This is a genomic window from Flavobacterium sp. WC2430, assembly GCF_040822075.1.
Lineage (GTDB): Bacteria > Bacteroidota > Bacteroidia > Flavobacteriales > Flavobacteriaceae > Flavobacterium.
Window position 1 is genome coordinate 3,709,443 of the sequence record NZ_CP162007.1, and the last position, 16,222, is coordinate 3,725,664.

Annotated in this window: 15 protein-coding genes; 2 read left to right on the top strand and 13 right to left on the bottom strand. The window is 32.7% G+C overall.

What is annotated here, in order from left to right:
* Positions 1–83: 83 nt before the first annotated feature.
* Complete coding sequence (locus AB3G36_RS16165; RefSeq protein WP_367754483.1) at positions 84–731, bottom strand: CoA pyrophosphatase; 648 nt, start codon at positions 729–731, stop codon at positions 84–86.
* Between the two features lie 95 nt (positions 732–826).
* Here AB3G36_RS16165 and AB3G36_RS16170 point away from each other — a divergent pair, with 95 nt between their 5' ends.
* Entirely contained in the window at positions 827–1,261 is a 435-nt protein-coding gene (locus AB3G36_RS16170; RefSeq protein ID WP_367754485.1) for a DUF4268 domain-containing protein, read from the top strand.
* Positions 1,262–1,342: 81 nt separating this feature from the next.
* Here AB3G36_RS16170 and AB3G36_RS16175 read toward each other — a convergent pair whose 3' ends face one another.
* From AB3G36_RS16175 to guaA, 11 genes are all read right to left on the bottom strand, one after another.
* Positions 1,343–1,753 (bottom strand): hypothetical protein, encoded by a 411-nt coding sequence (locus AB3G36_RS16175; RefSeq protein WP_367754487.1) that lies wholly within the window; start codon positions 1,751–1,753, stop codon positions 1,343–1,345.
* 9 nt (positions 1,754–1,762) lie between these two features.
* The gene (locus AB3G36_RS16180; protein ID WP_367754488.1) at positions 1,763–2,707 is read right to left on the bottom strand and encodes an NAD(P)H-dependent flavin oxidoreductase; all 945 of its coding nucleotides are present in this window, start codon (positions 2,705–2,707) and stop codon (positions 1,763–1,765) included.
* Between the two features lie 15 nt (positions 2,708–2,722).
* Positions 2,723–4,357: a S8 family serine peptidase gene (locus AB3G36_RS16185; protein WP_367754489.1), complete on the bottom strand. Its 1,635-nt coding sequence runs from the start codon at positions 4,355–4,357 to the stop codon at positions 2,723–2,725.
* Positions 4,358–4,445: 88 nt separating this feature from the next.
* Positions 4,446–5,633, bottom strand: coding sequence for a tRNA 2-thiouridine(34) synthase MnmA (gene mnmA / locus AB3G36_RS16190; RefSeq protein ID WP_367754490.1), 1,188 nt, complete (start codon positions 5,631–5,633; stop codon positions 4,446–4,448).
* A 73-nt stretch (positions 5,634–5,706) separates the two neighbouring features.
* Positions 5,707–6,414, bottom strand: coding sequence for a toxin-antitoxin system YwqK family antitoxin (locus tag AB3G36_RS16195; protein WP_367754491.1), 708 nt, complete (start codon positions 6,412–6,414; stop codon positions 5,707–5,709).
* 91 nt (positions 6,415–6,505) lie between these two features.
* A complete protein-coding gene (gene yidC, locus AB3G36_RS16200) occupies positions 6,506–8,404 on the bottom strand; it encodes a membrane protein insertase YidC (RefSeq protein WP_367754492.1) in 1,899 nt (632 codons plus the stop codon).
* Positions 8,405–8,517: 113 nt separating this feature from the next.
* Positions 8,518–10,131, bottom strand: a complete 1,614-nt coding sequence (locus tag AB3G36_RS16205) for a CTP synthase (protein ID WP_367754494.1) — start codon at positions 10,129–10,131, stop codon at positions 8,518–8,520.
* Between the two features lie 152 nt (positions 10,132–10,283).
* Positions 10,284–10,517, bottom strand: coding sequence for a DUF3820 family protein (locus AB3G36_RS16210; protein ID WP_367754496.1), 234 nt, complete (start codon positions 10,515–10,517; stop codon positions 10,284–10,286).
* Positions 10,518–10,602: 85 nt separating this feature from the next.
* Positions 10,603–11,004 (bottom strand): OsmC family protein, encoded by a 402-nt coding sequence (locus AB3G36_RS16215; RefSeq protein WP_367754498.1) that lies wholly within the window; start codon positions 11,002–11,004, stop codon positions 10,603–10,605.
* Positions 11,004–12,995 carry a LysM peptidoglycan-binding domain-containing protein gene (locus tag AB3G36_RS16220; protein ID WP_367754500.1) on the bottom strand — a complete coding sequence of 664 codons (1,992 nt, stop codon included), beginning with the start codon at positions 12,993–12,995 and terminating at the stop codon, positions 11,004–11,006. The genes AB3G36_RS16215 and AB3G36_RS16220 overlap by 1 nt, the downstream gene beginning before the upstream one ends.
* A gap of 126 nt (positions 12,996–13,121) precedes the next feature.
* A complete protein-coding gene (guaA, locus tag AB3G36_RS16225) occupies positions 13,122–14,651 on the bottom strand; it encodes a glutamine-hydrolyzing GMP synthase (protein ID WP_367754502.1) in 1,530 nt (509 codons plus the stop codon).
* Positions 14,652–14,924: 273 nt separating this feature from the next.
* On the opposite strand from guaA, the gene AB3G36_RS16230 reads away from it, so the two are divergent.
* The gene (locus AB3G36_RS16230; protein WP_367754504.1) at positions 14,925–15,452 is read left to right on the top strand and encodes a hypothetical protein; all 528 of its coding nucleotides are present in this window, start codon (positions 14,925–14,927) and stop codon (positions 15,450–15,452) included.
* Positions 15,453–15,476: 24 nt separating this feature from the next.
* On the opposite strand, the gene AB3G36_RS16235 is transcribed toward AB3G36_RS16230, so the two are convergent.
* Entirely contained in the window at positions 15,477–16,178 is a 702-nt protein-coding gene (locus tag AB3G36_RS16235; protein WP_367754506.1) for a hypothetical protein, read from the bottom strand.
* Between the last annotated feature and the right edge of the window lie 44 nt (positions 16,179–16,222).

The window sequence follows — 16,222 nt, forward strand, 5'->3', positions numbered from 1 at the left end:
CTTACAAAAATTATTTTTGTCGTTTTTTCGAATTGACCCATCTATTGCCAGAAATTATCTCAATTCATTTCTAAGTTAATAAACTAAATTCTGTATTCTAGTGTAGAATTCAAAACATCTTTCAATTCACTCAACATCATTGCTGTAGCGCCCCAAACTACTTGTCCTTCTATTTCAAACGCAGGAACATTGATATCACTAGCATAGGAAGTAGAAAGTTTTGCATTAATGATAATTTCATCATTTAGAAAAACGGATAATGGCAACTCAATAATCCTAGCCACTTCACTGGCATCAGGAACAAAGCAAATTTCCTCACTACAAATTCCGAAAAAAGGATATACCATAAAATTACTTGGCGGAATATACATAGGTGTAAAAGGCTTTATTATTTTCATTTTTTCAGGAAGGACACCAATTTCTTCATGTGTTTCACGCAAAGCTGTTGTCGAAAAATTTAAATCCTCTTTTTCATATTTACCTCCTGGAAATGCAATTTGTCCAGAATGTACCCCTTCATACGAATTACGAACAATAAGAACCAAATGTGTTATTCCATTTTTAGGATAAAGCAACATCATTACTGCAGCTTTTTTAGCGTTTTTATTCTCCACAGTACTATTTAAGCTTTCAATCCTTTCCATAGGAGCCATTTTCACATGGGAAGCCATAGCGGGAAGTTTCGCTTCTGCTAAATAAGGAACAAATTCTAAAAATGATTGAAAATCCATTATCAAAGTCTATTTTTGCATTCAAATTATTATATAAATATAGTCTAGAAAATAAGATTTCGCAAATTTTCTAAAATCAAATTCAGAGAAACAAAATGTATAGCAAAGAAGAAACTCAAAAATTAAAACGAGAATTCTGGGTCACATTCGCAGAGAAATACCCAAGAAAATGGGTCCTATACGATACCAAAATAAAAGACTTCTCCTTTAAATTTTATGTTGACAATAAAAAAGCACAAGTTTTAATTGACATTGAACCTCGCAATGACGAAAAGCGTACTGCTTATTTTGAGAAAATGGTAGCTTTAAAAAATATTTTAGAAGAGGAATTTATTAAAGATTTGGTTTTTGAAAAAGACTATGTTTTAGAAAGCGGAAAAACCATTAGCAGAATTTGGGTAGAAAAACTAGGTGTAGGTGTAAGTAATAGAAACAATTGGGATGTAATATTTGATTTCTACAACGATAAAATGAGCGCCTTGGAACTTTTCTATTTAGAATATGATGAGTTTATTAAAGATGTAGAATAATTATCTTTATAATGACCACGGTAAAAATTGTTTTTAAATCATAAAAAAAGTCGCTATTCGCGACTTTTTTTATGATTTAAATTACATATTGAAAATATTATATACAATAATTCTGTTATCATAATTGATATACAATTGTTTTCTATTGTCCTGATTTTTTCTTGTAATAATTGATAAGGTACAATCCTCTCCATTATTATCTTTACAAGTAAAAGAATACACAATATCAGTATCATTTTCGGCTATTGGTTGATACACGATAATCTCAAATAACTGAATCACTTCTGAATAAATTACAAATCTGCTTTTATTAGTGTCCAATGAAACTAAAATGTTGACCAAATTTAAGTCGGACCATTTCCCCCATTTTCCTCTTTCGTTTTTTTCCAAAACACTAAACCCAGAAGTTTTAAACTTATAATTTTGACTGTATCCCTGCTGCAGGCCAAGTCCTAAAAAAAGCAATATGATATATAATTTTATTTTAGTCATTTCTTTATATTAAAAATCAAACACTTCAACTTCTTTTCTAGCTGTGTCAAAATCAGCAATCATTTCAATTATAATTCCTTCAGCAGATTTAATTTCATTGATCACTCCTGCTATTTGCCCTATTTCTAGTTCTCCTTCAATTAAATCCCCTTCAAACATACCCCGTTTTGCTCGCGCTCTACCTAATAAATCAATTAATTCTTCTTTAGTTGGGCATTTTTCATAAAGCGCTTGAACATCATTATAGAATTTATTTTTCACTAAACGCACTGGAGCTAATTCTTTCAATGTCAATTGCGTTCCACCTTCTTTGACATCTAAGATTGTCTTTTTGAAATTTTCATGTGCTGATGATTCAACCGAGGCCGCAAACCTACTTCCTACTTGTACCCCATCAGCACCAAGAACCATAACAGCTAGCATTCCTCTCCCAGTACCAATTCCTCCAGCTGCAATAATAGGAATTTTAATTTGTTCTTTAACTATTGGGATTAATGTTAATGTGGTTGTTTCATCCCTTCCATTATGACCGCCAGCTTCAAAACCTTCAACAACAACAGCATCAACGCCTGCCTCTTGTGCTTTTAAAGCAAATACTAAACTACTCACAACATGCACAACAGTTATTCCTTTTTCTTTTAAAAATGATGTCCAGGTTTTGGGATTTCCTGCCGAAGTAAAAACGATTTTCACCTCTTCTTCGACAATTATTTTCATAATCTCTTCCAAGTTAGGATATAACATGGGAACGTTCACTCCAAATGGTTTTGACGTTTCTTTTTTACATTTTTGAATGTGCTCCCGTAAAACTTCCGGATACATTGATCCAGCACCTATCAACCCTAGTCCTCCAGCATTACTGACAGCGCTGGCCAATTTATGTCCACTAACCCAGATCATTCCTCCTTGGATTATTGGGTATTTAACATTGAAAAGTGTTGTTATTTTATTCATTTAGTAGATTAAATGTTACTGCTTTATAATTTTACCCGTTTTAGAAAAACCATCCGATTCTATTTTATAAATGTAAACTCCATTACTTAAAGAGTGTAATGGAATGGAATCTGAATTTGCACTCAGGTCTCTTTCTAGAATCTTTTGACCGGAAAAAGTATAAATAATTACTTTTCCTTTATTAAAACTTTCAGGAAATGAAACCGTAACAAAATCAGTTGTTGGATTGGGATACAGTACAAAACTAGTAGTAGAAAATTGATTTACATTTAGCGTTCCTTTATTCAAAGCTAAACTAAAATCAGGTATTCCATAACCATATTGATTCGTAGGATTGGTAAATCGATCTGCAGATTCAAGAATTAATTGTCGAATTTCTTTATTGGTTTTATTAGGAAATGCTTGCCAAAAACTCGCTATTATTCCTGCCATTATAGGACTGGAAAAAGAGGTGCCATTTGAAGTAATTATATTACCAAATTCATCTGATAAAACTGTCGAAACACCTTGTGCCATCACATCTGGTTTTATTCGCCCATCAAAAGAGGGGCCAATAGAACTAAAAGAAGCCCTAACCTCCGTTGCATTTACAGCACCAACAGCAAGCACTGAAACAGCATCAGCCGGCACTGCAATATAAGGATTTCCAGTTCCTCCTTCATTGCCTGCAGCAGTAACAATTATCATCCCTCTACTAAAGGCTATTTCGGCTCCACGAGACATGAAAGCAGTCTTGCCATTCATTTCACTATAAGTATGATTATAGGTTGAATTATCAAATTCAAAATAACCCAATGAAGTATTAATTACATCAACTCCCAAACTATCTGCTTTTTCTGCAGCTTCAACCCAAAGAGATTCCTCTATAGGATTTTCTGAAGTGGTATCTTCTGTAATAAATAAATAATAGGATGCATCAGGGGCAGTACCAACTAAAGCATTTTCTTTATATCCTCCCATTGTGGAGAGCACCGAGGTTCCGTGTGAATTTCCTGTATAAAAATTTTCACTCCTTGATACAAAATCATACCCTCCTAGTATTTGATTGTTATCTTTTAATCTTTGAAAAGGCAAGGCTGAATCCACTCCTGGATAACCAGCATCCATAATGGCAATTATTCTACCTGAACCAGTATAATTTTGCTGATGTAAAAGCTGTCCATTCAGCATTTGTATTTGATTTGCCGATGTTCCGTAAGTATAATCAGCTTTAATTCTCTTCGTTTTACTTTGCTCTTTAACACTAGTTACCTTTGCTAACTTTCCAGCTTTAACTGTCTTAGCACCTAGATTTAATGTTTTGTTTGCAAAATCAATTTTGTCTACAAAAGCAAAATCTTTTATTGAGTTTATTGCTGTTTGAGTTCCACGAACATGAATCGCATTTAACCATTTAGATTTAGCCATTACAGTAATTCCAGAAACCAATTTAACTTGGCTTACAAAGTCTTTATTCACTGGAATATCCATGAAGTCCAACGCAATACTTTGATTTGTCCTCCTATCCAAAGCTCTTTGAGAGAGCATCAGCAAAGGAGATTCATAATACGACTGCGAATTTGCTTTGGCATTAAAGTACACCCAAGCATCCTCTTGAGAAAAAGCGAATGTAGTCAGAAATAAAAAGAAGAATAAACAAAGCTTTTTCATAGTTAACAATTAGAATCAAGAAAACGTATTGAAATAAATATCTTCTGGTAATAGTTTTTTTTAACAATCTCAAAAATAAAACAGCAAGCTAAGAAATAACTCCCGAACCAACTAATTCATCTCCAATATACCAAGCTGCAAATTGACCTTCCGTTATTGCGGATTGTGGATCTTCAAAAGACACATACATCCTATTTTCAAATTGATGCAATACTGCTTTTTGTAATGGTTGTCTGTACCGTATTCTTGCCATCACTTCCATCGATTCTCCATTGGCCAATGCCAAATCATTACGAATCCAATGTACTTCTTCTTTTTCGATAAACAGTCCTTTCCTAAACAAACCAGGATGTTGGCTGCTTAAACCCGTATAAATTGTATTGGTCTCTACATTCGTTGCAATTATAAATAAGGGATCAGTTGTTCCTCCTACATTTAATCCTTTGCGTTGCCCAATGGTAAAATAATGTGCGCCTTGATGTTTTCCAACTATTTTACCCATTTCTGGAGTGTAATGAATTTTATTAGAAGCTATTATTAATTTTTCTTCAAGGGATAGTTCTTCTTGTTCATTAAAATTATAAATAGAATCATTTTTATCAATCTGAATTATTGTTCCCTCTTTTGGCTGCAATTTTTGTTGTAAAAATTCAGGCAAACGTACTTTCCCAATGAAACATAACCCTTGAGAATCTTTCTTTTCAGCCGTAACTAGTTCCATTTCGGCAGCAATTTCTCGTACTTCAGGCTTCGTTAGCTCCCCAATAGGAAATAACGATTTGGCTAATTGCTCTTGTGATAATTGACAAAGAAAATAAGATTGATCTTTATTATTATCAGCACCCGCTAATAATTGATAAACGGTTTCTCCATGCACTTCTATTTCATTCTTTTTGCAATAATGTCCAGTAGCTACATAATCAGCCCCAAGACTTAGAGCAATTTTCATAAAAACGTCAAATTTTATTTCGCGATTGCAAAGTACATCTGGATTTGGAGTACGTCCTTTTTCATATTCGCTAAACATATAGTCAACGATCTTTTCTTGGTACTCTTCACTTAAATCTACAGTTTGAAAAGGGATTCCTAGTTTTTCAGCCACTAGTAATGCATCGTTACTGTCTTCAAGCCATGGGCACTCATTAGAAATAGTAACGGAGTCATCATGCCAATTCTTCATAAAAAGACCAATCACTTCATATCCTTGTTTTTGCAGCAAATAAGCCGCAACACTTGAATCCACACCTCCAGAAAGTCCTACTACAACACGTTTCATTTCAAAATCTTTATTAATTTTATAAGACTGCAAAGTTACAAAGTTTTATTACAGTATTAGTTCCAACTTAAAGTTAATTGCGCTTGGCTTTTGGAGCACTTTGAGTAGCACTCATATTTACTTCTTTGACTCCTTTTCCTTTTTCAAAAAACTGCCAAACACCTGTTTTTTTTCCATTGATAAATTGTCCTTTTGAAACTACAAATCCATCAGGATCTTTAAAAATAGCCAAGCCATTATATTCATTATTCTTATAAACGGATTCTTCAAGAACAATTCCATTTTCAGAATATTTCTTATAATTTCCATCTTTAAAATTGGCAACATAAAAAGCTTCTTCAGCGATTTTACCACTGAGATAATATACACTTCTCACTCCTTCCAATTTCCCTTTTTTATAATTTTCGGTTGTCATAATCTTATCTGATGCCTGATGGTAATATTTCCATGGGCCTTCATATAATTTATTGATGACATTACCTTCACTTACTTTGTTGTTTTTTTGATCATAAAAAATAGTATAGGCTCCATTATCATTTAAGTTGAATTCTCTCGTTGCAATTACAGAACCTAGCTTAGTGTCATCAAAAAACTTAAAAAGCCCTACTTCTTTTCCATGTAAAAAACTTCCTTCATATCTTGGTCTTTTAGACTCTTCATAAATGCCTTTCCAGATTCCTTGCTTTTTCCCATTTGCATCCAACACATTGGATTGTGCTTGAAGTAAAAAAACATTCGATAAAAGCAAAGCCAATAATCCTATCTTATAAAATACTTTCATAAATACTTTTTTAATACTAACGTTTCCGTGAAATTAAAATTACATTTAAAATAAAAAAATCCCGAATTAACGAGATTTTTTTAAACTTAAATTATTTCTTTTTTTGTTCTGCTTTAATAGCTTCTTGTTGTGCCATAACTTCTTGCAGTTTTCTTTGAAACTTACCTTGTTTTTTTGGCTCTTTCAATTTGTTTTCTTGAATTTGAGCGTGAATTTTATCACTATCAATGATATAATTCTTAATCACAAGCATAATTCCAATTGTAATAGAGTTAGATATAAAATAGTACAAACTCAGTCCAGCTGCATAATTATTGAAGAAAAGCAACATCATTAATGGTGAAATATAAATCATCACTTTCATCATTTTTGCCATATCTGGCATCCCTTCTTGTTGAGGAGCTGCCATTTGTTGATCTCCAGTTGTCATTTTCATATAAAAGAAAATAGCAATAGAAGCTAATATTGGAAACAAACTAATATGATTCCCATAAGCTGGAATATGAAACGGTAATTCATAAACAGAGTCATAAGACGATAAATCATCTGCCCAAAGGAACCCTTTTTGTCTTAAACTGATTGCCGAAGGGAAAAACTGAAACAATGCATAGAATACTGGCATTTGCAATAAACCTGGCACACAACCGGCCATTGGGTTTACGCCTGCTTTATTATACAACTTCATTGTTTCTTGCTGTTTTTTCATTGGGTCTTTTTTAAATTTCTCCCCCAATTCAGCAATTTCCGGTCTCAATACTTTCATTTTTGCTTGTGACAAAAATGATTTATAGGTTATAGGAGACATTACCAGTTTGACTAATATTGTAAATAATACAATCGCCCAACCTTGTTGTAAGAACAAAGTCAAGAAACCAAACATTGGTATAAAAGCATGACGGTTGATCCAACCGAAAATACCCCAACCTAATGCAACAATATCTTCTAAATTACGATCGTACGATTTCAACAATTTATAATCTGTTGGACCATAGTACCAATTCATTTTCTGGTCAATTTCTCCATTTTTAAAAGCCAATGGAACAGTTGCTTTAAATTGTTTGGTGTAAGTTGTATCAACATTATCACCACCAACCAAATTATTAGAATACAATTCCGCTTTTTCAAAAGGAGTACTAGTCAATAAAATAGAAGAAAAGAAATGTTGTTTGTAGGCGATATAAGAAACACCTTCAACAGTTTCTGTTTTATCTTTACCAGAACCCATATAATTACTCTTTCCATCTTCATGCTCATAGTACATCTCAGAATAACGGTTTTCAGTAGTTATACTTTTTTCATTAGTATACCCTTTTAAATCCCACTCTAAATTTAATGGTTTTGATGTATTCAATACTTTACTCAATCCTTGAGATTGAATATCAAAATCCAACATATAATTATCGGCTTTCAAAACATATTTATATTCTAAATATTGGTCGTCAGCTGATTTCAAACGCATTGTCAAAATTTGGTCTTCCCCATTTTTTGTCAAAGTTGGTTCAAAATATAAATCCTTAGTATTTAAAGTATGATTATCACTTGTAAACAACTGAATATTTAAATTGGCATTATTGTCTTTAATCAACTTCACCAATTCTCCAGAACCTTTTTTAAATTTTTCAAAATTCTTTAAGGTTGCTTCAACAATATATCCACCCTTATTAGCAATTTTTAGTATTACTAATTTATTTTCGATAGTTGTATAAGCTTCTTTAGCTGAAGGAAGTGCTGCAGAATAAGCAAAATTCCCTAATGACTTTTGCAATTGAGCCATTTGTAGTGTATCTCCAACCGCCACAGTTGCTGGAACTGTAATCGTTTTTGAAGCATCTTCTTTGGATTTAGCTTCTTTTACAACCAACTCTTTTTTGGCTTTTTCTGCCGCAATATCTTTTTCAGATGGCTGATTGTTATACATTATCCATATTAATATCCCAAATATCAATATAAAACCAATTATCGAATTAGGATCAAATTTTTTTTCTTCCATTATAATTTTTGTTCAAAGTTTAATGTTTTGAGTGCTTATAGCAATTCGCAACAATTAGAATTAGTATTCTTGTGTTTAATTATTGATACAACAATCAAACTGGTTGTTGAATATTATTTTTTACTTGCTTTTACAGCCGCTGCCACAAAATTCACAAAAAGTGGATGTGGGTTAGCTACCGTACTTTTATATTCTGGATGGTACTGTACTCCAATAAAAAAAGGATGATCTTCTAATTCTATAATTTCTACCAAACCTGTATCTGGATTCACTCCAGAAGCTTTTAATCCTGCCTCATGCAAAACATTTACATACGCACTATTGTATTCGTAACGGTGACGGTGACGTTCTGATATTGTAGTTTGACCATAGATTTTATGTGCCAAAGTATTAGGCTTAATATCACATTTCCAAGCTCCAAGACGCATTGTCCCTCCTTTGTCAGTAACATTTTTCTGCTCTTCCATTAAATTCACCACAGGATGTGTGGTTTGTTCATTCATCTCTGTTGAATTTGCATCAGCATAACCTAAAATATTTCTTGAATATTCGATTACTGCCATTTGCATTCCAAGACAAATCCCGAAGAAAGGCATTTTATTTTCACGGGCATATTGAACTGCAGCAATTTTACCTTCAATTCCTCTTTCCCCAAATCCTGGAGCTACTAATATAGCATCAAGGTCTTTGAATTTTTCATTTACATTTGAAGCATCTATATATTCCGAATGGATAGAAATAACGTTCACTTTAGTTTCATTGGCAGCACCTGAATGAATAAAAGCTTCCAAAATTGATTTGTAACAATCTTGCATTTCAACATATTTCCCAATCAAACCAATATTTACAGTATGTTTTGGATTTTTTATTCTACGTAAAAAAGTATTCCAGTTTTTCAAGTCTGGAGCTGCTTTTTTAGGCAAATCTAATTTTTTTAAGGCTACAACATCAAGTCCTTCTTCTAGCATTAAATTAGGAACTTCATAAATAGTAGAAGCATCAATTGATTGAATAACTGCTTCTCTTTTTACATTACAAAACAAAGCCAATTTATTACGAATTTCATCCGAAATTTCATGCTCCGTTCTACAAACTAAAATATCCGCTTTTATTCCGCTTTCCATCAATGTTTTTACGGAATGCTGTGTAGGTTTTGTTTTCAATTCCCCAGCAGCAGCTAAATAAGGTACCAAAGTTAAATGAATAACAATAGCATTATGCTCTCCCATATCCCACACTAACTGACGAACAGACTCAATATATGGTAAGGATTCGATATCCCCAACAGTACCACCAATTTCAGTGATAACTATATCAAAATCACCTGTTTTACCAAGTAATTGCATTCTATCTTTAATTTCATTGGTAATATGAGGTACTACTTGTACTGTTTTACCTAGAAATTCTCCTCTTCTTTCTTTTTCAATAACCGAAAGATAAATTCTTCCCGTAGTGACATTATTCGCCTGAGAAGTAGGAACATTTAAAAAACGCTCATAATGACCTAAATCCAAATCTGTTTCTGCTCCATCATCCGTTACATAACACTCCCCATGTTCATAAGGATTTAATGTTCCTGGGTCAACATTTAAGTAAGGATCAAACTTTTGAATAGTTGTCCTATATCCTCTTGCTTGTAACAGTTTTGCTAAAGATGCTGCAATAATTCCTTTTCCTAAGGAAGAAGTCACACCTCCTGTAACAAAAATATATTTTGTTTGATTCATTATGTTGTTGTTTGTATTGTAGTTGTGTAAAAAACTTGGCAAAAATACGATTATATATTGAGAAAATACTAATTTAGAAATGAGATAATTTGGAAAATTGACAATTGTTTAACGTCGTTATTTAAAAATAAAAACAGCATTAATTTAAGAAATTAACGCTGTTTTGGATATCTTTTTTTAATATTTAGTATCAATTCTTCTAACCCATTCAATTTTATCTCGTAAATTAGTTTTAATTGCTCTCCTAATTCTCCTTTTGGAAATCCTTTATTATGATACCAAACCACATAATATTCTGGTAAATTTATCAGATATCTTCCTTCATATTTACCAAAAGGCATTTTAGTATGAGCGAGCTTAATCAGTTGTTCTTGATTTTTATCCATTTTTCAAACTTAGAAAAAAAAGCAAAAGTTAAGATGCCAAAAGCTCTAAACCTCGTGCATCTTAACTCCCACTTTACATTTCTTTTTATTTCCAGTTAAAAGTAATTCGCTTCTCTATTTCAACATTCAAACTTAGAAAAACAGGACATGTCATTGCTGTTCTTTCTAAAATAGTTTTGTTTTTTTGATCCGCATCGACATTCATATGAAAAATTATTTCGATTGCTCCAATTCTTCTTGGTTCGGCATTCATAATTTTAGTTACTTCTGCAGTAGATCCTGTCAAATCGACATTCAAATCACGCGCTTTTATACCCATCACAGTCATCATGCAACTTGCCAACGCATTAGCTACTGTGTCTGTTGGCGAAAAAGCTTCTCCTTTTCCATTATTATCTAGAGGTGCGTCCGAAACAATTTCACTTCCAGATTGCAAATGAATTGATACTGTCCTTAAATCACCCAAATAGGTTACTTTTGATGTCATTAGTTTGCTTCTTTTATTGTTAAATCGGAATCGTAGTACATTATGAAAACACCTTTGTTGGTATAACCACCATCCTCTTTTTTATAATACTCAAACTTATTCTCAATTTGTTTAGTTGCTGCTGAATTTACCGTTTCCTCAAAAGTTTTATTTTGAACCAATCGCATCATCGTATCAAAAGTCACATCAAATCCACGAGTAGCATAATCACTAGGATAAATGGAATTTATTTTTTTAAATTCTTTTTCAAAAACAATACCACCTGGAGTCTCATCATCTCGAGTCACTGATGGATACATTAGTTTCAACTTAATCAAATTGGCAAACTTAATTTCATCTGTATCCAACGTTTCATTAGGCTCTAATATTACCAATTGAACCTGATAATCAGACATAGAACCTACCATTGCTGCGATAGTCGTTTTTATCATCCATGTATTTCCAGTTTCCATAACTACATAATTCATCTTCCCTTTCTGTAGCATGCTTTTCAAACTTTCTGCAGACACGCTTCCATTTTCTTTGAAAGCTACAAATGGAACGTCTTTTTGGTATTCTTTGATATATTGAACTATGGATTCCTTTTTCTTATCTACAACCGCCATAATATTTCCATTATGCGCTCTCATATAATCAAACATGGTGTTTTTTATCGTTTCACTAGTTGGAATTGTTTGATATAAATTAGTATACGGATTTCCAACATCTTTTGAAAGTGGAGAAATCACTGGAATGTTATTTACACTCAATAACTGAGCAGCAATTTCAGCATTACTTTGATAAAAAGGACCAATAATTGCATTGGCCGTTTCAAGATTGTTCTTTTTGATAATTGAAGCTACATTTGAGCTATTTTTAGTTTCCTGCGAATCGTATATCTCGATATCTAAAGGAAGTCCTAATGTTTTAGCAGAATCAATTGCCATCAATGCGCCCGCATAAAAGTCCAAAGTCATATTCAAAAACTTATCCTTCTTCAAACGAGATGCGTTAGAATTGATCGTATCACTTTCAATTAAAGGAATATTAAAGGGCAATAACAAAACCATTCTTTTACGATAACCTAAATTATTATTTTTGGTTAACGCTGCGTATTCTTTTCTTTCCTTATTTACAAGAGAAGTTTTAGCCGGAACTTTTAAAATCATCCCAATTTCAACTCCATTTTTCAGTTCCGGATTAAGAGCAACAAACTCTTCCTGACTCATCCCATAAGTTTTAGATAAGCTATAAAGTGTTTCTTTAGGCTGTACTTCATAAGTGGAGTACTTAACCTCCGTCGAAGTTGCTATTGGAATTTGCTTTACAATTTCTTTTTTAACTTCCTTTGTTTCTTTTTTTAAATCCGCTTGCTCCATTACTTTTGGAGCAGTCCCTTTAATTATTAATCGATACCCAATTGGCAAATTAGATACTACTTCGGGATTGCGTTTTTCTAATTCTGCAATTGAAATTCCATATTGTTTAGCAATGGAGTATTTAGTTTCTTTTGCGAGTACATCATGATACACGTACTTCTCTTGAGTTACTGTTGCCACTTTATTGACAACCGAATTTTTCACACTATTTTTCGAAGGAATCGTTAATACTTGTCCTATTTGCAAACCCTCTTTCTCAATAAAAGGATTGGCCTTTTTTAAATCTTCGTCAGAGACACCATATTTTTTTTCAATTCCATATAAAGTTTCTTTAGGAGTCACTTCATGCGTTACACCTGTTGGTCCTTTTACATTAGAATTAATAGGATTACTTTTAATCTCAACTATTTTAGCTCCAGATTTTTTTGGAATTAGCAAAACACTGTTTGGCTTTAATCCGCTTTGTGCATCTGGATTTAGTTGATAGATATCAAATGGAGTCACTTGATATTTTTGTGCAATTTGGCTTATCGTCTCTCCTTTTTCTACTTTATGTGTAATTGCTTTTTCTTGGGAAGAAATAGAATTAACAGACATTAAAATAGTAATACAAATCGCTAAAAAATATTTCATTATTCTTATTTATAAAATTATTGTTTCAAAGATAAGAAAACGGTATCAAATTTTATTCCAAAATCTGATACCGTCTTTATAATATTAGTAAAATTAATGATTCTTACAAACCAAAAATGCTACATTTTATTCCCATTCTATAGTTGCTGGTGGCTTTGAGCTAATATCATATACCACTCTATTTACCCCTTTTACTTTATTAATAATATCATTTGACACTTTCATTAAGAAATCATAAGGCAAGTGTACCCAGTCAGCAGTCATACCATCTGTAGACTCTACTGCGCGAAGCGCTACTACTTTTTCATAAGTACGCTCATCACCCATGACACCTACACTATTTACCGGAAGCAAAATAGCTCCTGCTTGCCAAACTTTATCGTATAATCCCCAAGATTTTAGTCCGTCAATGAAGACTTTATCAACATCTTGTAAAATTTGTACTTTTTCAGGAGTGATATCTCCTAAAATACGAATGGACAATCCTGGTCCTGGAAAAGGATGTCTTCCTAATAATTCAGGATCAATTCCTAATGATGCACCTACTCTACGCACTTCATCTTTAAAAAGCATACGAAGCGGTTCTACAATTTTCAATTTCATATAATCAGGCAATCCACCTACATTATGATGCGATTTAATGGTAGCTGAAGGTCCTTTTACCGAAACTGATTCAATTACATCCGGATAAATTGTTCCTTGTGCTAACCATTTTACGTCTTCAATAAGATGTGACTCATCATCAAAAACTTCGATAAAAACCCTTCCGATAATTTTACGTTTGGTTTCTGGATCACTAACTCCTGCCAATTCTGACAAGAAACGATCACCCGAATCTACCCCTTTAACATTCAATCCCATTCCTTTGTATTGATCTAATACACTTTGGAATTCGTTTTTACGAAGCAATCCGTTATTTACAAAAATACAGTATAGGTTTTTACCAATAGCTTGATGTAATAAAACAGCTGCTACAGTTGAATCTACTCCTCCAGAAAGTCCAAGCACTACTTTGTCATCTTGTAATTTCTCTTTCAATTCTGCAACCATTTCCTCTACAAAAGCATTTGGTGTGAAATTTTGAGGAACATCAGCTATTTTAACCAAGAAATTCTCTAACATTTTTGATCCATCAGTAGAATGAAAAACCTCAGGGTGATACTGTATTGCGTAAGTAGTTTCACCTTCAATCTTGTACGCTGCAAATTCCACATCATGTGTACTAGCAAGCTTCACTCCATTAGTAGGTAATCCTTTAATACTGTCGCTATGACTCATCCAAACCTGACTGTTAAGGTCAACTCCTTCAAAGAAAATTTCTTCTTCTTTTATATAAGATAAATTAGCTCTACCATATTCTCTTGTATTTGATGCTGCTACTTCGCCACCACTAAAGTGAGCTAAATATTGGGCACCGTAACAAACGGCTAACATGGGTAATTTCCCTCTGATTTGAGATAAATCAGGATGTGGAGCGTCTTCTGAACGAACAGAAAAGGGGCTTCCACCTAGAATTACGGCTTTATAACTTGATAAATCACTCGGAAAATGATTGTATGGGAAAATTTCGCAGAATATATTTAATTCGCGAACTCTACGCGCAATAAGTTGAGTATATTGCGATCCGAAATCTAAAATAAGTACGTTGTGTTGCATGCGCAAAAATACTTTTTATATTCGGAATTGAAAAATTGAAATTTGAAAAATATTTATTTTTTTTTACAACAAACTTTATTGCACTATTTACAAGCCGAAATAGTAATTTTAGAACTACTAATGAAAAGCACGATCAAAAAGTATTTAAACACAAAAAACGCTCCTGCTTCATTAAAGAGCTTTCTGTATTTAATATAGTATATTTGCCAATCATACATTCAACCTATTTATTCAAAATACACTTTGAATATGTAGCTCAAATTTAAAAAGAAGATGAAAATAAAATCATATACCGTTATCGCTCTATTGTCTTTAGTTGTTTTTTCATGCAGTGTAATTGACAACCTACTCACTTTTACCGTTTCAAACCAAACTGAGTTTAAAATCGCTAGTAATTTCCCACTTAATGTGGCAAGCGGCATCGTTACACCAGATGTTCCGACCAACTCAAGTGCCCAATTTGATAATAATAACACGAAAGCTAACTTAGTAAAAGACGTTAAGTTAAAAGAATTAAAACTAAGTATAACGGATCCAACCAATAAAACATTTAGCTTTTTAAAATCAATACACATCTATATTTCAACAGATGCAAATGATGAAGTAGAATTGGCCTATTTAGATAATATCAACGCTACCACAAACACAATAATGCTAACACCAACTTCTGAAAAATTGGATAAATACATCAAGGCATCCAGCTATAAATTAAGAACTGAAGCTGTCATTAAAGAATCTTTAACTACAGATATAACAGTTAAAGCAGATATGAAATTCCAAGTAACAGCTGATCCTTTTTAATTTAAAAAGGACAAAGACCGCCTCTTATTCTTTTATAAATGTAAATTTAGACTTGACTCCTGTATCAAAATTATTCCACAAGTCAGACAATAACAAGTTTCCGTCGTTGTCATAAATATAAAAAGCGCCCGTATTCCCACCTAAGGCTCCACGATTCAGGGCTTCCAACTCTAGATAATTCAATCCCTCTTGAAGTTCGATTTTAATATCTTTTAAATTGCCTTCTAAGTATAAATTATTGGCTAGAACCGTACTCTTATAATTTTGTATAATAGTGGCTTTTATTAAATCGCCATCAATAGCGCCATAATCTCTTACTCGAATCACTAAGTTTTTAGACTTCGTACGAATAATTCCAAAACTTAAGTCCTTTTCATTTAAATAAGAAGTATCTTCTTTCAATCCATTATTGACTAATGATTTATCAATACTTTTATTCAATTTATCTCTTACTTCATCACCTGGATTTACAAAATCATTAGTTCTAGTCATCGAAATGGGATCAGGATCACCAATTTTAAAATTGGTACTAGGTAGTTTGGATTCTGGTTTTTTAAATAGATTAGGTGCTAAAATATCTGGAGAAGCCACTGTTACTGGTGCAACTTTTTTAGCTTTAATACCTGTATCCAAAGGTGGTATTGCCTTAAACTTAGAACTAAACTCCATTTGAGAATAGCCGTTTATTGCAAAACACATCATAATTGCCAGTAATACCTGCTTCATATTATACCACTTTGTTTTAATTACTCTAAATATCGAGATGTCAC